Source organism: Streptomyces fulvoviolaceus (genome assembly GCF_000718165.1).
Taxonomy (GTDB): Bacteria; Actinomycetota; Actinomycetes; order Streptomycetales; family Streptomycetaceae; genus Streptomyces; species Streptomyces fulvoviolaceus.
Map to the genome: position 1 here is coordinate 42304 of NZ_JOEY01000023.1, position 17161 is coordinate 59464.

A 17161-nucleotide genomic window follows, 5' to 3' on the forward strand; every position below is an offset into this window, starting at 1 on the left:
ACCGGAGTCCGGCTGTTCGAGGAGATCATGGTGTTGCTGCTCGGCGGCAGCGCCCGCAGCGAGTCGGTCGGGCTGACGCCCGTCGACCTCGTCGTCGTGGAGAGCGACGGGGCGATCGAGCAGGCCGACTCGCTCAAGGTGAGCTACCCCGGGGCCCCGAGACCGGGTTGCACGTGTTCCGGAACTCCTTCGCCGACGCCGCCGTGCATCCCGCCTTCCGCGCCAGACAGCGCGGGTTCGCCGGGCTCGGCCCGGTCTGCCGCTCCTGTGTCCGCTCCCGCGTCTGCGGCGGCGGCCTGTACGCCCACCGATACGCCCCAGCGGCCGACCCGGTATTCTCGGCGCCCTCGGTGTACTGCGACGACCTGGCGGTCCTGGTCGACCACATCGGCGCGCGGCTGCGCCGGGACGTGGCCGAACTGACCGCGCCCCGAGGGAAGGCATCCCGATGAGAGCAGCGGCTCCCGCCCCCGGCCGGGCTCTCGGCCGCCACGCCGTCCCCGTCACCACCTTCACCGCCCTGTCCCGGGCCCGAGGCGGAGCCGACGCCGTGGACCTGCTCCGGCGCGGCCAGCTCAGCAAGCGGATGCTGATGGTGCGGGCTCTGCGGCACGCGGCGCACGGGCGGCCGGAGGACAGCACCGTCGAGGCGGCCTACCGCGGGCTGTTGGAGTTGTCGCGGCGGGATCGTGAGGCCTGGCGTGGGGTCATGCTGCAGCCGTATCTGGACGAGGGGCTGACCCGGGCCGTCACGGCGCTGGAGCGCGGTGAGCCCGTCGATCTGGGGTGGCTGGAGCGGCTGGCGTCGGATCCCGGGCGCGAGCCGTGGCACCGCGTCCGCGCCGTCTGTGACGGGCGGGTTCTCGAACTGCGGCTCGCCGACAGCGGGCCTTTCCGTGAGGTCCACGGCCACGTGCTCGCCGAACCCCTCACCACCGGACAGGCAGAGGACTGGACGGAGGCCCTGCGCGCCGCGTGGCCGGTGCTCGTGCGTCGGCACCCCTGGCATGCGGAGGCGATCGCCGCCGGCCTGACCGCCGTGGTCCCGCTGCTGCCCAACTCCGACGGCACGGCGGTGAGTTCGGCGGCCCGGCGGGCCTTCGGGGCCGTCGCCGCCTCGCTGCCGGACGACCCGGTGCTTCTCGCGCTGACCCTCGTCCACGAGTTCCTGCACGTCCAACTCGGCGCCCTGCTCGACCTGTTGCCGCTGCACGGACCTCGGACGGGCGCCCGGTACCACGCCCCGTGGCGCCCCGATCCGCGGCCCGCCGGAGCGCTGCTGCAGGGGACGTACGCGCATCTGGGCGTGACGGACTTCTGGCGCACCGAGTTCGCCGCCGGGACGGGGGGCGAGCGGGCCCGGCGCGAGTACGACACCTGGCGCGGGCACACCGACACCGCCGCGGGCACCCTGCTCGACAGCGGTGAACTCCTGCCCGCGGGGCAGCGGTTCGTGCGCGGGGTGCGCGACGCCGTACGCCGCAGGCCCGTGGTGACCGGGGCGCTGCGCGGCCGAGCGGACCTGGCCGCCGATCTGCGCCGGCTGGGGCTCGAGGCCGGGGACACCGTCCTCGTGCACTCCGCCCTGCACACCGTCGGGCCCGTCTCGGGCGGCGCCGGCACCGTGGTGGACGCGCTCCTTGACGTGCTCGGGCCCGGCGGGACCCTCGTGGCGTACACCCAGACACCCGACAACTCCCACCCGTCCCGATGGGGTCTCACCCGGGGGTACTCGGTGCCGGAGGAGCGCTGGGAGGAGGAGCGGGCCCGGGTGCCCGCGTTCGACCCGCACACCACCCCGAGCTTCGGCGTCGGCGTTCTCTCCGAGGCGGTGCGCACCCGTCCCGGCGCCCTGCGCAGCGCCCATCCGCAGAGCTCGTTCGCGGCGCTCGGCGCACAGGCCGAGTACGTCACCTCCGACCACGCCCTCGACTGCCACCTGGGCGAGGAGTCGCCGCTGGCCAGGCTGGAGAAGCTGGGCGCCCGGGTGCTGCTGCTCGGCGTCGGCTTCGGCGTGTGCACCGCCTTCCACCTGGCGGAGTACCGCATCCCGGGCCACCCCCGGCACACATACTCCTGCGCGATCGCCGCGCCGCCGCCGGAGGGCCGTCGCTGGTACGAGTACGCCGATGCGCTCCTGGACTCCTCCCCGTTCCCGGAGCTGGGGGCCGGGTACGAGACCACCGGGGCGGTGCGCTCCGGACGGATCGGCCGCGCCGACTGCCGGCTGTTCGACCTGGGCCAGGCTGTGGCGTACGCGGTGGGGTGGCTGGCGCAGAGGCCCGCCGTGGAGTGAAGGCGGCGCCGCCGACAGGTCAACGGCCCGGTGTCAGTGGGGTGGGGGACGATGGTTCCCATGCCCTCCGGAAAGCCCCCGGTCAACCCCGGTCCCTTCACCGCCCGCGACTTCCAGCTGGTGCTGCTGCGCCGCATGGCCGACCACAACCCGGATCTGGTGGACGAGGCCCGCCGCGCACTGGGCGTCTCGCTCGCGGACATGCGCGAGGCCAACAAGCGCTGGCAGGCGATGGTCCGCTCCCCGCGCGCCCGCGGCGCCGCCTCCCGGTACCGCTCCGTCCTCGGCACACCCGAGTCCGTCATCACCCGCAAGGTCGGCGACCTGGAGTGCGAGGCCTGGCTCTGGCCGCTCCCCCTCTGGCCCGACCTGCGCTTCGAGGTGCTCCTCGCCCCGAACGGCGCCGTGTGGAACGAGTGGCTGGTCCGCGCCCCCGGTGCCACGGCCCCTTCGCTTCAGACCCTCGACGACCTCACCCCCTGGTCCTGCACCGTCGACGAGGCGGCCCGCGCCTTCGCCCCCGCCCGCCCGTTGGAGGGCACGGCCCCGACCCGCTGGGGACTCGCCTTCACCGCACCGGACGCGGACGGGGTACGGCGGGAGGCCGTCGCCGAGTTCACGTGGGGACTGTTGCAGCGCGTCGCTCGCCGCGAGGCGCTCCGCCAGTAGTGCCGCGATGGGTCGTCGTTTTGCTGCGGCGCCGTCGTGGAAGGTCGCGCCGTTCCCCGCGCCCCTTGGGGCGCGCTGCCGAACCCGGAGCGGACCTGCTCAGGAGCCCCTGAGCCACGTCCCGGAGGCTGGGCGCGCCTCCGGGACGCGGCGTGCGGGGAGGGAAAGGGGCTGTGTGTACCGCGTTCGGTTCACCAGGGGCAGTACTCCGCGAACGCCTCCGTGACGTCAAGGCCGTCGAGGTCGGGGACGCCGTCCAGGCCCAGCTCGAACCACACGTCCTTCCCGTTCGGCGTCGGCGTGCTGCCCCAGCGCAGTGCCATCGCCTCGACCAGGCGCAGGCCGCGGCCCGACTCCCGGCCCATGGACACCGGGCACAGGTGCGGGTGCCGGGTGCGGTGGCGGTCCGCGACCTCGCAGCGCAGCAGGCCGCTGTGCAGGAACAGTCTCAGCCGTACGGCGCCGGGGGCGTGCACGAGGGCGTTGGTGACCAGTTCGTTCACCAGGAGGACGGCGGTGTCGGCCCGGTCCTCGGCACCCCATGCGGTCAGCCGGTCGATGGTGATCGAACGGGCCTGGCGCAGGGACTCCCGGTCGGAATACAGCACGGTGCTGAGGCGGGCGGTACGGGGTGGGGCCGGTGGCGGCAGGAGCATGGCGGTTGCGGTCCTCAGTGGTCCTCGCGGATTCCTCCAAGGTGCGGCACGGGGTACCCACGGCGCGCGGTGAGAACTACCCGTCCGCTACCTGTTCCGCGTCCCCGGATACCTGCTCGATCACAGATCGCCACGGTACGGGCGCGATCGATCGACCGTGGCTCTTTTCCCGTCCGAAGGTCACCCGGGGGACGGAAAATGCCGGTCATCCGGTAGATGGCGCTCCCCATGGACCTACCGTCCGCAGAGACGTACCCGTAGGGCCCGACCGAGCTATCCGAGCCATCCCATGGAGGCGGCCCCGATGACCGAGATGAGCGAGCGGACAGAGCCTGCCGGACGGTTGGACTTCCCCGAGCGGAGCGTGCCCGTCGAGCGGCTGGAGAAGGGCGATCACGCCTGTATGGCGCTGCCCGCCGGGGGATCGCCGTGGAAGGTCTTCACCGCGTACACCCGCACCAGCCTGGCCCGCAAGGAGAAGGTCCTGCTGGTCATGAACCCCGACGACATGAACGACGACGACGTCATCGCCCTCCTGGACGCCGGCACCGGCCGGGTCGCCGAGGCCCGCAGCAACGGCCAGCTCTCCCTCAAACGCACCACGGAGATGTACGTCCCGGACGGCCGCTTCCGGGAGGACCGCACGATCGAGCTGTACACGGCCGAGGTCAACAACGCCTACAGCGAGGGCTGGTCGGGCCTGCGCCTGACCGCCGACATGAGCTGGGCGCCCCGCGTCGGCATCGACCACGAGCGGCTGCTGGACTACGAGTCCTCGGTGGCGCCGCTGTTCGCGGACCCGCTGTTCACCGCGATCTGCTGGTACGACCAGGAGCAGTTCGACGACAGGCTGGTCAACAAGATGCGCAAGGTCCACCCCCTGCGGGTCATGGAACAGCTCGACTCCCTGGACGTCACCGACACCGCGGACGGCAGGCGGATCGCCGGTGCCGCGGAGCTCGGCACCCGGACGGAGTTCGTGGAGAGTCTCCGGCTGGCGTTGGAGCAGCACCGCGACACCCCCGGGCCCAGCCGCTTCGTCCTCGATCTGCGGGACTGCTGCTTCATGGAGGCGCACTGCGCCTGGCAGTTGATCAACCTCGCGAGGTCGCTGCCGGCCGGCAGCGAGGTCACCGTGCGGTGCGCGGAGCTGCTCGGGCTGGTGCTGCGGCAGCTGGGCGCCGACGAGGTGCCGCAACTGGTGCTCGTCGTGGAGGAAGAGGAGATGTCCCTGTGACCGAGGCGAGCGAAGACCGGCTGATGCGGATGGAGTTCGGCGGAGCCGACCTTCCCCTGGTGCGCAGCCTGGTCGCGGAGTCCGCGATCGGGGCGGGCCTGGCCGGCTCCGCGGGCGGCGCCTTCGTCCAGGCCACGCTGGAGATCGCCGTGAACGCGGTGGTCCACGGCGGAGGCCGCGGGACGATCGAACTACGGCTGGTGGACGGCGAGTTGAGGTGCGAGGTCGCGGACGAGGGGCCCGGGCTGCCGGAACAGGCGACGCCCGAGGGCGACGGCCAGGGTCTGCGGCTCGCGGAGGCCCTGACCGGCCGGCTCGAACTCCACAGCGGGCCGGGGCGCCGGGGCACGACGGCCGCGCTGGCGGTACGGGTGCCGGTCGCCGCGAACTGAGCCGCCCCCTCCCCCCTACGCCTCCCCACCGTCCCCGGGTCGCCGCGTGCTGAACCACGCCGCGACCTGGCTGCGGTTGCCGAACCCGAGCTTCACGAGGATCCGTTCGACATGGCCCTCGGCGGTGCGCCGGGCGATGACCAGGGTGTCGGCGATCTGCTTGTTGGTGCGGCCCTCCGCGATGAGGGCCGCCACCTGCAACTCCCGTGGCGTCAGCAGGGCTTCGTCCGCCGCCGCGACCGGGGCCCTGGACACGGCGGACTCCCCTCGCAGCTCCCCCAGCGCGTAGGCGACCGCCTCGTCGCGGGTGAGTTCGGCCCCGCGCCGGTGCGCCAGCTCGTAGGCGTGGTCGCCCAGCACGCGCCGGGCGTGCCGCTCAGGAGTGCGCAGCCGACCCGGCTCCCCCCACTCCAACGGGTTGCCTCCGATGTCCCGCCAGATCCGGTGCACCGCCCCCCGGAGCACGGCGGCCCGCTCGGCCCGGCCCGCCAAAGCCTCCGCGGCGGCGAGCAGATCGAGACTGCGGGCGAGGCTCTGGTGCTGCCGGCCGGTGTACGGCAGTCGCAGGCACGCACACGCGTGCTCGGCGGCGCTGTCGTACTGTCCCGCCGACCAGTGCGCCAGCGCCAGCGTGCGCAACGCCCAGGCCCGCGCCCACTGTTCGCCGTGCTCCGCGCAGAGCGCCACGGCCTCGGTGCACAGCGGGATCGCCTCCTGGGCCCGTCCCCGGGAGACGAGCGTGCAGGCGAGCTCCACCCGGGTGAGGACGATGAAGCCGGCCATCGTGGAGCGGGGCCGCCCCGTGCCGAAGACACCGGACGGTACGGGCGGCGGCGTCGGCACCGGCAGCTCCTCGTCCGCGGCCGCCGTACGGCCCGGGTCGGCGCCGGCCAGGACGGCGGCCGAACGGGTGTGGACCAGCGACATCAGCGCGCCTCCCCACATGGCCCGGGTCAGCGCCACGTCCGGCTGTGCCCCCGCCCGCAGCGCCCCGTCCATCCAGTGCCGTCCCTCGCCCCAGGTGCCGCCCGCGACCCAGTGGAACCACAGGGAGGAGGCCATCCGCAGCCCGTGCTGGGCCTCGCCGGGTGTGGTGAGGCAGAAGTCCAGCGCGGCACGGAAGTCGTCCCGGTCGTTCCGGAGCCGTTCGGTGATCTCCTCCTGGTCGGGCCCGAACCAGTTCCGCTCGAACTCGGCGGCCAGGCGCGCGAAGTGGTCCCGGTGCCGGCGCCGGGTGGCGGTCACCTCGCCGAGGTCCTCCAGTTTCTCCCGCCCGTAGTCGCGCAGCGAGACCAGCAGCCGGTAGTGGACCTGGGCGCCGTACTCCTCCCGGACCAGGACCGACTTGTCGACCAGGCCGACCACGGCGTCCAGGACGTCCGTGGCGTCGACGCGCTCCCCGTTGCAGACGGCCTCCGCGGCGGCCAGGTCGAAGCTGCCGACGAACACCGACAGCCAGGCCCACACCAACTGCTCCTGCGGCGTGCACAGTTCGTGGCTCCAGTCGACGGCGGAGCGCAGGGTGCGGTGCCGGGGCGCGGAGACCGGGCTGCCGCCGGTGAGCAGCTGGTAGCGGTCGTCGAGGCGGGCGACGAGCTGGTCCACGCCGAGCGCGCGCACCCGTACCGCCGCGAGTTCGATGGCGAGCGGCAGCCCGTCGAGCCGCCGGCACAGTTTGGCGACCGCGTGCTGGTTGCCCGCGCCGACCGTGAAGCCCGGGACCACCGCGGCCGCCCGGTCCGCGAACAGCCGTAGTGCGGGGAAGCGTTCGGTGGCCGACACGTCGGTGGTGATCTCCTCCGGCGCGGGCGCGGGCAGCGGCGGCACCTCGAAGAGCCGTTCGCCGACGAGCCCGAGCCGGTGCCGGCTGGTGGCGAGGATCCGGACGCCCTCCGTGGCCGTCAGGACCGTCCCCGCGAGGACGGCACAACTGCGCAGCAGATGCTCGCAGTTGTCGAGGACGATCAGCGTCTGCCGCTCCCGCAGATAGTCGACGAGCACGTCCAGCGGCGGCCGTACGGTCTCGTTGCGCACCCCTAGGGTGTCGATCACGGCATGCGGCACGAACGTCTCGTCCTGCAGCGTCGCCAGCGGAACCAGCCACACCCCGTCGGGGAAGGCCCGCACGACCTGCTGCGCCACATGCCCGGCGAGCCGGGTCTTGCCGACCCCGCCCGGTCCCGTCAACGTCAGCAACCTGCCGACCGACAACAACCTCCTGACGTCCGTCGTCTCGTCCCGCCGCCCCACGAAGCTCGTCAGCTCCGTCGGGAAGCCGTAAGTGCGCCGCGACTCTGATCCGCCCACGACCGGTCACGCCCTCTGCTGTGTTTCCCGCACCTGCTGTTGTATCCCGCAGGGTAGGCACCGGGACCTGGCCGGACGCCCGGTTCCCGCAATTGCCGCCTCTACGGGTGACCGGGACTTGCGGCCGCCCTCAGCACCGCCTCCACCACCCGCGGCAGCGAGTCCGGATGCAGGAACAGGAACAGGTTCGGCTCCACCAGCTCCAGCTCCATCACCCGCGGCTCCCCGTCCTCCCCGTCCACGAGGTCCACGCGCGCGTACAGCAGCTCGGGAGCATCCGGTACGGCGGCCAAGGCGGCCTCGGCGACGGCGAGTTCGGCCGGGGTCGGGGTCCAGGGCTCCAGGCCGGGGTGGGCGACCTTGGCGGCGTCGTAGGCCGTGCCGGGCGTCAGGACGGCCCGCTTGCGGCTGGCGTGGAGCAGGCGCCCCCCGTAGAACTGCAGCGCCCGCTCCCCGTTGGCGTCGATGCCCTTCACATACGGCTGCACCATCGCGGTGAGCCCTTCCGCGTGCATCCGTTCCAGATGCCGTACGGCCGTCTCGTGCTGCTCGGGCGTGTAGCGGGCGGCGTAGCGGGCGCCGGCCCCGGAGGTGGGCTTGACGACGTATTCGTGGTCGCCGGGGAGGTCGGCCGGGTCGCCGGGCGCGAGGTACCGGGTGGGCACGACCGGTACCCCGGCCGCCGCCAGGTCCCCGATGTACCGCTTGTCGGTGTTCCAGCGCACGGTGCCGGCCGGGTTCGCGAGCCGGGTGACCTGGGCGCACTTCTCCGCCCACGCCACGAACTCGGCCACCCGCCAGCTGTAGTCCCAGGTGGACCGGATGACGGCGAGGTCGTAGGCGCCCCAGTCGACACCGGCGTCGTCCCAGTACTCGGCCTCCGCCTCGGCTCCCGCCGCGCGCAGCGCCGCCAGCAGCATGGGCAGGTCGGCATCCTTGCTGGGCTCCGGCCGGGGGTCGTAGGTGACGAGGGCGACTCGGGGCACGGTGGGGGTCCCTTCTGGGGGCGGCTGGTATTTCCGCAGGCTAACCGCGACGGCCGCAACCGTTCCAACCCATTTGACTCTCCCCCTCGGGGAAGCCCCAGCATCGGTGGGGGCCACGGGGGGACGGACGGGAGTGCACATGGAGTGGCTGACCATCGGCGCCTTCTCGAAGGCGTGCCGGCTGTCGCCGAAGGCCCTGCGGCTGTACGACGAGCTGGACCTGCTGCGTCCCGCGCGGGTCGACCCGAACACCGGATACCGGTACTACGCGGCCGGCCAGCTGGAACAGGCCCGGCTGGTGGCGTGGCTGCGGCGCCTGGGCATGCCGCTGGCCCGTATCCGCGAGGTGTGCGCCCTCGGACCTTCGGCCGCCGCCGAGGAGATCCGCGCCTACTGGACGCGGGTCGAGGCGGAGACGGCCCAGCGGCGCGATCTCGCCGAGTTCCTGATCGACCACATGACGGCAGGACCGCGAAAGGACCCCACCATGCTGGAACTGCGCCACTCCGCCCACTCGGACCCCGGCCGGGTCCGCCCCCGGAACCAGGACACGGCCTACGCGGGCAGCCGGCTGCTCGCGGTCGCCGACGGCTTCGGCCCGCGGGGCGCGCCCGCGAGCAGCGCCGCCGTGGAGGCACTGCGGTTCCTGGACACCGAAGAGCTCCCGGCCGGGAACGTCCTCAACCTCCTGGACGAGGCGGTACGGGGCGCGACGGAGGCGGTCCAGGACGCGGCGGGGGACCCTGCTCAGGACGCGGGCACGACCCTGACCGCCCTGCTGTGGACGGGCTCTCGGCTGGCGCTGGTGCACATCGGCGACTCCCGCGCGTATCTGCTGCGCGACGGCGGCCTGTTCCGGATCACCGACGACCACACGCTCGTCCAGTCACTGATCGACGAGGGCCGCCTGACACCGGAGGAGGCCGACTCCCACCCCCAACGCTCCCTCCTTCTCAAGGCGCTCGGCACGACCGCCCCGGACCTCCGCCTCCACGAGACCCGGCCCGGCGACCGCTACCTCCTCTGCTCCGACGGCCTGACCTCCGTCGTCCCCGAGGCCCGCATCCGCCGGCTCCTCGCCTCGGGCCCGGACCCGGACGAGGCCGTCCGCACCCTGATCGCCGCGGCGAACGACGCGGGCGGTCCGGACAACGTGAGCTGCGCGGTGGCGGATGTGGTGGAGACGGCGACCTGAAGCTCGACACAATCACCACCATGTCGATCTCCGGAACGGACGCGTACGACAAGGAAGTTCACCTCCCCCCGCTCGTCGAACGAGCCCTGTCCGCCGCCCGCGCCCACGGCTTCCCCTACTCCTGCCGCCCCGAACAGGGCCGCCTGCTGCACGCGTTGGCGGGCGGTGCGCGGCATTCCATAGGGGAGACGGGCACAGGGTGCGGAGTCGGCCTGGCGTGGCTGGCGTCGGGGGCCGGTGAGGGCGTACGGCTGATCAGTATCGAGCGGGACCCGGAGCGCGCCCGCATCGCCGCCGAGGTGTTCGCCGACCGCCCGGAGGTAGAGATCCTCACCGGCGACTGGTCCCGCATCACCGAGCACGGCCCCTACGACCTCCTGGTCCTCGACGGCGGCGGCACGGGCAAGACCCCGACCGACGCCCCTGCCGACCCGGCCCGCCTCCTCACCCCAGGCGGCACGGTGGTGATCGACGACTTCACCCCGGCGACGGAGTGGCCGCCCCTGCACGAGGGTGCCGTGGACCGCCCCCGGCTGTACTGGCTGGAACATCCCGCACTGAACACGATCGAGATCCCCCTGGCCGACGACCTGGCCACGCTGGTGGGGACGCGGATCTGGGAGACTGGGGCCCTGTGACTCGCTCCGATCTTGCTCGCCGCATCCATGCCGTCTCCCATCTGACCGGGACATTCACCCTGCGTTCGGGGCGTACCGCCTCCGAGTACTTCGACAAGTACCGCTTCGAGGGGGATCCGGTTCTCCTCGACGAGATCGCTCGCGCGATGGTCCCGCTGGTGCCGGCCGGCACCGAGGTGCTGGCCGGTCTGGAGATGGGCGGCATCCCCGTCGTGACGGCACTGGGCCGGCACACGGGCCTGCCCTGTGCGTTCGTCCGCAAGGAGGCCAAGCCGTACGGCACCTGCCGGCTGGCCGAAGGCGCGGAGGTGGCCGGACGCCGGGTGCTGGTGGTCGAGGACGTGGTGACCAGCGGGGGTCAGATCGTGCTGTCGACGGCCGAGTTGCGCGCCCTCGGAGCGGACATCGGTGCGGCTCTGTGCGTCATCGACCGCGAGCAGGGCGGTACCGAGACTCTCGCGGCCGAGGCCATCGAGCTCGTATCCCTGCTGACCGCTGCGGACCTGCGCGGCGCCGCCCGCGCCGAGTAGGTGTTCCGTACTCGGCGCGGGCGGGCTGGTTCCTCAAGAAGGTGTCACCGTACGGCCGGCTCCGGCTCCGGCTTCGGTTCCGGGTAGAACTCCCGTGACCGCCCCTTCTTGTCCCGCAGCCCGGCCAGCAGGCTGCCCGGGTACTCCACCGCCCAATAACTCACCGTCGCGACCAACGCCCCGGACGCGAGGACGATCAGGACGGCCATCGGGAAGCCCGCCCGGGAGTGCGGGATCGCTCCGGCGTCGTACAGGGCCAGCATGAGGGGCTCGTGCCAGATGTAGAGGCTGAAGCTGATCAGGCCGACGCCGGTGAGCCAGTCCGCACGCAGGAGGCCGTGCCAGCGGGGGCGGGCGGCCGTGCGGACGTGGAGCGTGGCGTAGAGCAGGGCGAACCAGAGGAGGGCGGCCAGCGGGTGGTAGTACGTGTGCCACGTGTTCTCCGGTGCGGAGAAGTACGACAGCGCGTACAGGCCGGTCGCCGACAGCAGCGCCAGTGCCGTCGCCCGGCGCGCACCGATCCGGCCCCGCTCCCCCAGTGCCACCAGCAGCACCGCGAGCCCCATCCCCGCCGCGAAGCCGCCGAAGCGGGCCTGGGGGCCGAAGTACACGGGCCAGTCGGTGTGCGGGATACCGAGGACGTGGTGGGCGACCGCGATCCAGGCGACCGGCAGCAGGTAGAGCGCGCCGCACCCCGACGCGCACAGGGCGACCCGGGCGCGCCGGGTGCGCAGGCGGCGGCAGACGCGGATCGCCAACGGGCCGACGGCGACCAGGGTGACGTAGAACGCGATCTCCAGGGAGAGCGACCAGGTCGGGCCCAGGGTGTAGAAGATGCGCTTCTGGTCGAGGACGTGCGTGAACGTGAGGTGTTCCAGCAGGTCGCGCCAGTCGCCGGGGAGAGTCGGGTTGCGCAGCGACCAGACCAGGAGGACCGCGATGGCGTAGAGGGGGAGGATTCTCGTCGCCCGCCGGAAGAGGAAGTCCCGGCCCGGGCGGGTCCGGTCCTCGCCGTCGATCGCGGCGCGGGCGTAGGAGAGCGTGAGCAGGTACGCCGACATGACGAAGAAGAGGTCGATGACCTCCAGGGAGATCAGTGCGCCCAAGTAGGGGTTGTCCAGCGGCGGATGGGCGCCTGTCGCGTCGTAGACGTAGTACTGCTGCCAGATGTGGAAGACGACCGTGCTGAGGGCGGCGAGGCCCCGGTAGCCCTGGAGTTCGACGGTGCGGGACTTCTGCGACTGCGTCACCGCTGCCCCACCGCCTTCGCCGCCGCACGCGGTGTCACTCGCCAACGGCGGTCCCCCAGCAGCTCCTTGAGGTGCGACTGCCGGGCCACGATGTTCTTGAAGTGGGTGTAGAAGACCGTCGAGACGAGGGCGTGCCGCCAGAACCAGCCGCGCCTGCGCCGCAGTTCGGGCAGGGCCAGGCGGCCTGCGAACGCCGTCTGCACGAAGCCGGCCGAGAGGGTGAAGCCGAAGGCGAGCAGGCAGGCCGGGGTGGCCCAGTGGATGCGATCCGCGCCGCCCGCGCGCAGGACCGAGTGGAGCAGGATCGGGAGGATCTGGAGCGACAGCCACGGCTGCACCTCGCGCCAGCCCAACAGGACGACGAGGCCGGCCTTCTGACGTGGCGTGAAGTCCGGGTTGCGCAGTGCCTGCCACAGGTGGCGAAGGGACACCTGCAGCCAGCCCTGCGCCCAGCGCGAGCGCTGGTCCCACAGGGGCTTCAGCCGGGTGGGCGCCAACTCCCTTGAGATCAGTGTCCGGTCGGTCGCGATCCTGGCACCCTCGGTCAACGCGCGTAGCGTCGAATCGATGTCCTCCGTCAGCATCGAACCGTGCATCCGGATACGGGCCAGCAGGTCGGTGCGCCAGAAGCCGTTGGAGCCACCGAAGATGCCGAAGCCGTAGAGCCGGGTGCGGCCGGGGTGGCTGACGGCGTAGATCGCCTCGAACTCGGCGGCCACCTGCCGCGCCACCCAGGAGCTGTCGCCGTTGCGGATCACGCAGTGGCCCTGGACCACGTCGTACCCGTTCGACAGCCAGTCCCAGGCACGGCGGAACGCGTCCGGCGCCGGATGGTGGTCGGCGTCGAAGATACCGACGAACTCACCGCGCACCCGCGTGACGGCGGCGTTGATGTTCTGCGCCTTCGAGGTGCTCCCGGCCACCGGGAGCAGCACCAACCTCCGGTCGCGGAGGGCGATTTGACGCAGGGCGTCCTCGACGGGCAGCGGGTGAGGGGTGTTGTACGCGAGGACGATCTCCAGCTCGCTCGGATAGTCCAGCCGCAGGAAGGACTCCACCGTCTCGACGATCGTCGCCGCCTCGTTCGGCAGATACGCGGCGATGACCGCGCTCGCGGGCGGATACGGCGTCGCGGGTGCCGCAGGCCGGGTCGGCGCGTCGAGTGAGAAGAGGCACTCGAGGAGGATCAGCGAGGCGGACAGGACCAGCCCGGCCACCACGACCCAGTAGACCGTCGAGGCGACGTCCCAGCCGAGCACCGCGTACGCCTGCTCGTACAGCGCGAACGGCACGCCCACGCCGACGATCAGCGCGAGCAGCGGCGAGAGGGCGAGCAGGAGCGGTCGTACGGCCTTCCGGGTGCGGCGGCGCGGCGCGGCGGCCCGCATCCACGGCTTGTAGCGGACGGGCCGCAGGTCACGGTGGCGCAGAGCCTCGGCCACGGCGTCGGCGGCCTGCTCGATGGCCCGCTCGTCGGCGTCCGCGAGGGGCAGCCAGCCGACGGCCGGGGTCAGCCGTACGTTCTCGTCGGCGACGACGAACCGCGTGCCGGCCACGGTGGTGGCGAACTCCTGGAGCGCGCGACGGGCCGTCTCCTCGTCGACGCCCGGCATGAGGACGAGGAGGCGTCCCTCGTCGTCCCAGCCGAGCCGGTCGTTGCCGTCGCCGAGCCGCTCGGCGACCGCGGCGAGCCGATCGGCGACCTCGCGGCGCACCCGCGCCCCGAACCGCTCCTCCAGCGTGTCCGCCTCGGCCACGGCGACCACCGCGAGGACGCCGTCGCGGCGTGCGGGGCTTCCGGGGCGGCGAAGTTCGCGGTCGAGTTCGTCGCGGAAATGGGGCGCGGAGTGCAGGCCGGTGCGCGGATCGAGCGCCAGCCGGTCGACGGGGACCGGCACCCGGTGCAGCTTGGCGGCGATCCGGGCCGACAGCTCGACCGGGTCGGCGGCCTCGGGCAGGCAGTCGTCGGCGCCGCTCCTCAACAGCCGTGCGACGCCTGCGGGTTCGCCGTCGGCGGTGACCATGAGGAGCGGAAGCACCTGACCCCGGGGGCCGGTGCGTATCTCCCGCACGACCGCCACGGCCTGGTCGACGCCGCCGAGTCCGTCGAGGGCCACGATCGCGTCGGGCGGGGCCTGTTGGACGCTGCGGCCGACTTCGCCGGGGACGGCGTGGGTGACGGCGTAGCCGGTGGATTCGAGGGTGCGGGTGAGCTTCTCGCGTCTGGGGCCGGGGGTGCCGACGGCCAGAACATGGCAGGGCAGAGCGTTCCGGGGCGCGGGTGCGCGCCTCAGTTCGGTGTGCATGTATGTGGGTCCAATCCTGTTCGGATGTGGGGGGAGGACCTGGTTGTCTCTACGCGCATTGAGCCTCACAGGGCGCTGTGACAGTGCCCCATCGGCGGTGTAACACCCACATTGCAATTACATGCTCACGACAAGAAGGTGAGCGGTCTACTGCTCCTCGGACTCCGCTTCCGGCTCCCAGTCCAGCAACCGCACCTTCGCGACCGTACGGACGTGCCGGCGCATCGCGGCGGCCGCCTGCCCGGGTCGCCCGACGGCGATCGCGTCGAGGATCGCGTGGTGCTGGGCAAGGGAGCGTTCGGGGCGGTGCGGCTGGCGGAGGGACTCGGTGCGGCTCTCGGCGATCTGGTCGGCGATGGAGCGCATGAACTCGGCGAGAAGGCTGCTGTGCGCGGCCGCGGTGACCGCCGCGTGGAAGAGGCGGTCGCCCTCGATGCCGTGGCCGCCCTCCTCGATCTCGCCGGCCATGCGGGCGAGGGCCAGCCTCATGGCTTTCAGGTCCTCGTCCGTGCGGCGCTCGGCGGCGAGTTCGGCGAGTTTGGTCTCGAGGGCCTCGCGGGCGTCGAGTACGTCGGGCAGGCGCCGTCGGCGTTCGACCAGCTGCTCCACGGGCTCCACGTCGAGGCTGTCCCGGACGAGGTAGGTGCCGCCGCCGTGCCGCGCCTCCACCAGGCCCTGGACCTCCAGGACCACGATCGCCTGCTTCACGGAGGCGCGGCTGACACCGAGCCGTTGGGCCAGGTCGCGCTCGGGCGGGAGCCGGTCGCCGGCGCGGAGGCCGCCGTCGGCGACGTACTGACGCAGCCGGTCGAGCACCTGCTCGTAGAGGCGCTGCTTGGTCATGGGGCGCAGGGCGTCGGTCATCGGGTCCCCCCTCTCGTCGGGAGGTTAACACCGCGCTGGGCTGCGGTCGGGTGGGCTGTGGATGAGTGGACGAGTGGCTGAACGGGCGGGTGGCTGAGTGGTCAATTGGTCGAGTGGCTGAGCCAATTTTGCGGGACCTCTTGACGGCTCGCGCGGGCGCAACCACGCTAACCAGCCATCCCCATGTGGCCTAGTGGCTCAGCCAATTGGCAAGTGGCTCAGCCTCTCCGCCACCGCACCACTGACCGACCGCACCACTGACCGACCGCACCACTGACCCACCGCGCCACTGACCCACTGCACCAATGCCCCAATTGCCCCGCTCACCCGCTCACCCAACCGTTCCGGGACCCAACGACGGGAGCCCGTATGTCCCCCGAACTCATCTCGATCCTCGTCCTCGTCGTGGTGTTCGTCATCGCCACGACCCGCTCAGTGAACATGGGCGCGCTCGCCTTCGCCGCCGCCTTCGGGGTCGGCGAACTCGTCGCCGACCTGGACGCGGACGGCATCTTCGCCGGCTTCCCCGGCGATCTGTTCGTCGTCCTGGTCGGCGTCACGTACCTCTTCGCGATCGCGCGGGCCAACGGCACCACCGACTGGCTGGTGCACGCCGCGATCCGGCTGGTGCGCGGGCGGGTGGCGCTGATCCCGTGGGTGATGTTCGCCCTCACCGGCTCTCTCACGGCGATCGGCGCGGTCAGTCCGGCCGCGGTCGCCATCGTCGCGCCGATCGCGCTGAGCTTCGCCGCCCGCTACGGGATCAGCCCGCTGCTGATGGGCGCGATGGTGGTGCACGGGGCGCAGGGCGGCGGCTTCTCGCCGATCAGCATCTACGGCACGATCGTCAACGGCATCGTCGAGCGCGAGAAGCTCCCGGGCAACGAGGTGTTCCTCTTCCTCGCCTCACTCGTCGTCAACATCGTCATCGCGGCCGTCATGTTCGTGCTCTTCGGCGGGCTCAAGCTGTGGAAGCAGGGGGCCGTGACGGCGGAGGACGCGCTCGGGAGCGGAGGCGCCACCGGGAAGACGGAGAAGGGTGACGCTCCGGAGGGCGGCACCGGCACCGAGCCCGACAGCACGAGCGGTACGGGCGCCACGCCCGCCGGAACCGGCACCGGCACCGGCACCGCAACCGCCGTCGCCACCCGCCCCGACGCCCCCGACACCACCCGCCTCACCCCCGCCCGTATCGCCACCCTCACCGCCCTGGTCGCACTCGTCGTCGCCGTGCTCGCCTTCGACCTCGACGCGGGCCTCACGTCGATCACCCTCGCGGTCGTACTGAGCACCGCGTGGCCGGAGGACAGCCGCAGGGCGGTCGGCCAGATCGCCTGGTCCACGGTCCTGCTGATCTGCGGGATGCTCACCTACATCGGCGTGCTGGAGGAGATGGGCACGATCAAATGGGCAGGCGAGGGCGTCAGCGGCATCGGCGTCCCGCTGCTGGCCGCGGTCCTGCTCTGCTACATCGGCGCGATCGTGTCGGCGTTCGCCTCGTCCGTCGGGATCATGGGGGCGCTGATCCCGCTCGCCGTGCCGTTCCTCGCGCAGGGCGAGATCGGGGCCGTCGGCATGGTGGCAGCGCTCGCGGTGTCGGCGACGGTCGTGGACGTGAGCCCGTTCTCGACGAACGGGGCGCTGGTGCTGGCCGCGGCACCGGACGTGGACCGCGAGCGTTTCTTCCGGCAGCTGATGATCTATGGAGGGATCGTGGTGGCGGTGGTACCCGCGGTGGTGTGGCTGGTGATGGTCGTGCCGGGCTGGGGGTAGTCACAGCAGGCGGCAGACAGCGACAGATGCCGACAGTTCGGCAGCTCGACAGTTAAGGAGCA

General features: G+C 72.4%; 15 protein-coding genes and 1 pseudogene. 10 read left to right on the forward strand and 6 right to left on the reverse strand.

The window, feature by feature from the left end; genetic code table 11:
- Positions 1-173 precede the first annotated feature (173 nt).
- The 4 genes and pseudogenes from IG08_RS61515 (at position 174) to IG08_RS0124420 (ending at position 2965) form a co-directional block, all read left to right on the forward strand.
- Positions 174-452: a hypothetical protein gene (locus IG08_RS61515; RefSeq protein ID WP_234342967.1), complete on the forward strand. Its 279-nt coding sequence runs from the start codon at positions 174-176 to the stop codon at positions 450-452.
- A gap of 257 nt (positions 453-709) precedes the next feature.
- A pseudogene (locus IG08_RS63070) lies at positions 710-1450 on the forward strand (aKG-HExxH-type peptide beta-hydroxylase); the annotation flags it as partial.
- A gap of 12 nt (positions 1451-1462) precedes the next feature.
- Positions 1463-2296, forward strand: a complete 834-nt coding sequence (locus IG08_RS63075) for an AAC(3) family N-acetyltransferase (protein WP_420823291.1) — start codon at positions 1463-1465, stop codon at positions 2294-2296.
- Positions 2297-2347: 51 nt separating this feature from the next.
- Positions 2348-2965: a hypothetical protein gene (locus IG08_RS0124420; protein WP_106981016.1), complete on the forward strand. Its 618-nt coding sequence runs from the start codon at positions 2348-2350 to the stop codon at positions 2963-2965.
- 191 nt (positions 2966-3156) lie between these two features.
- Here IG08_RS0124420 and IG08_RS0124425 read toward each other — a convergent pair whose 3' ends face one another.
- Positions 3157-3621 (reverse strand): ATP-binding protein, encoded by a 465-nt coding sequence (locus IG08_RS0124425; RefSeq protein ID WP_052424861.1) that lies wholly within the window; start codon positions 3619-3621, stop codon positions 3157-3159.
- A 304-nt stretch (positions 3622-3925) separates the two neighbouring features.
- On the opposite strand from IG08_RS0124425, the gene IG08_RS0124430 reads away from it, so the two are divergent.
- Positions 3926-4858 carry an MEDS domain-containing protein gene (locus tag IG08_RS0124430; RefSeq protein WP_106981017.1) on the forward strand — a complete coding sequence of 311 codons (933 nt, stop codon included), beginning with the start codon at positions 3926-3928 and terminating at the stop codon, positions 4856-4858.
- The gene (locus IG08_RS0124435) at positions 4855-5250 is read left to right on the forward strand and encodes an ATP-binding protein (RefSeq protein ID WP_078655723.1); all 396 of its coding nucleotides are present in this window, start codon (positions 4855-4857) and stop codon (positions 5248-5250) included. Before IG08_RS0124430 ends, IG08_RS0124435 begins: the two co-directional genes overlap by 4 nt.
- A 15-nt stretch (positions 5251-5265) precedes the next feature.
- Here IG08_RS0124435 and IG08_RS0124440 read toward each other — a convergent pair whose 3' ends face one another.
- Both IG08_RS0124440 and IG08_RS0124445 read right to left on the reverse strand, forming a co-directional pair.
- Positions 5266-7557 (reverse strand): ATP-binding protein, encoded by a 2292-nt coding sequence (locus tag IG08_RS0124440; protein ID WP_030606135.1) that lies wholly within the window; start codon positions 7555-7557, stop codon positions 5266-5268.
- Between the two features lie 101 nt (positions 7558-7658).
- A complete protein-coding gene (locus tag IG08_RS0124445) occupies positions 7659-8543 on the reverse strand; it encodes an ATP-grasp domain-containing protein (RefSeq protein ID WP_030606137.1) in 885 nt (294 codons plus the stop codon).
- Between the two features lie 139 nt (positions 8544-8682).
- Here IG08_RS0124445 and IG08_RS0124450 point away from each other — a divergent pair, with 139 nt between their 5' ends.
- From IG08_RS0124450 to pyrE, 3 genes are read left to right on the forward strand one after another with little or no spacing between them, the layout of a single operon-like run.
- Positions 8683-9738 (forward strand): MerR family transcriptional regulator, encoded by a 1056-nt coding sequence (locus tag IG08_RS0124450; protein ID WP_030606139.1) that lies wholly within the window; start codon positions 8683-8685, stop codon positions 9736-9738.
- A gap of 20 nt (positions 9739-9758) precedes the next feature.
- Entirely contained in the window at positions 9759-10376 is a 618-nt protein-coding gene (locus tag IG08_RS0124455; protein ID WP_030606141.1) for an O-methyltransferase, read from the forward strand.
- Positions 10373-10906 carry an orotate phosphoribosyltransferase gene (gene pyrE, locus IG08_RS0124460; protein WP_030606143.1) on the forward strand — a complete coding sequence of 178 codons (534 nt, stop codon included), beginning with the start codon at positions 10373-10375 and terminating at the stop codon, positions 10904-10906. The genes IG08_RS0124455 and pyrE overlap by 4 nt, the downstream gene beginning before the upstream one ends.
- 44 nt (positions 10907-10950) lie before the next feature.
- On the opposite strand, the gene IG08_RS0124465 is transcribed toward pyrE, so the two are convergent.
- From IG08_RS0124465 to IG08_RS0124475, 3 genes are all read right to left on the reverse strand, one after another.
- Positions 10951-12156, reverse strand: a complete 1206-nt coding sequence (locus IG08_RS0124465; RefSeq protein WP_234342968.1) for an acyltransferase family protein — start codon at positions 12154-12156, stop codon at positions 10951-10953.
- Positions 12153-14462 carry a glycosyltransferase gene (locus tag IG08_RS0124470; protein WP_052424863.1) on the reverse strand — a complete coding sequence of 770 codons (2310 nt, stop codon included), beginning with the start codon at positions 14460-14462 and terminating at the stop codon, positions 12153-12155. The genes IG08_RS0124465 and IG08_RS0124470 overlap by 4 nt, the downstream gene beginning before the upstream one ends.
- A 147-nt stretch (positions 14463-14609) precedes the next feature.
- Complete coding sequence (locus IG08_RS0124475) at positions 14610-15326, reverse strand: FadR/GntR family transcriptional regulator (RefSeq protein WP_030606148.1); 717 nt, start codon at positions 15324-15326, stop codon at positions 14610-14612.
- Between the two features lie 369 nt (positions 15327-15695).
- On the opposite strand from IG08_RS0124475, the gene IG08_RS0124480 reads away from it, so the two are divergent.
- Positions 15696-17099 (forward strand): SLC13 family permease, encoded by a 1404-nt coding sequence (locus tag IG08_RS0124480; RefSeq protein WP_030606149.1) that lies wholly within the window; start codon positions 15696-15698, stop codon positions 17097-17099.
- Positions 17100-17161: the final 62 nt, after the last annotated feature.

Excerpts from the sequence above, each read along its gene's own strand:
- IG08_RS0124455 (WP_030606141.1), top strand. The coding sequence starts at position 9,759 with ATGTCGATCTCCGGAACGGACGCGTACGACAAGGAAGTTCACCTCCCC.
- IG08_RS0124420 (WP_106981016.1), top strand. The coding sequence starts at position 2,348 with ATGGTTCCCATGCCCTCCGGAAAGCCCCCGGTCAACCCCGGTCCCTTC.
- IG08_RS0124425 (WP_052424861.1), bottom strand. The coding sequence starts at position 3,621 with ATGCTCCTGCCGCCACCGGCCCCACCCCGTACCGCCCGCCTCAGCACC.
- IG08_RS0124430 (WP_106981017.1), top strand. The coding sequence starts at position 3,926 with ATGACCGAGATGAGCGAGCGGACAGAGCCTGCCGGACGGTTGGACTTC.
- IG08_RS0124475 (WP_030606148.1), bottom strand. The coding sequence starts at position 15,326 with ATGACCGACGCCCTGCGCCCCATGACCAAGCAGCGCCTCTACGAGCAG.
- IG08_RS0124470 (WP_052424863.1), bottom strand. The coding sequence starts at position 14,462 with ATGCACACCGAACTGAGGCGCGCACCCGCGCCCCGGAACGCTCTGCCC.
- IG08_RS0124450 (WP_030606139.1), top strand. The coding sequence starts at position 8,683 with ATGGAGTGGCTGACCATCGGCGCCTTCTCGAAGGCGTGCCGGCTGTCG.
- IG08_RS0124480 (WP_030606149.1), top strand. The coding sequence starts at position 15,696 with ATGTCCCCCGAACTCATCTCGATCCTCGTCCTCGTCGTGGTGTTCGTC.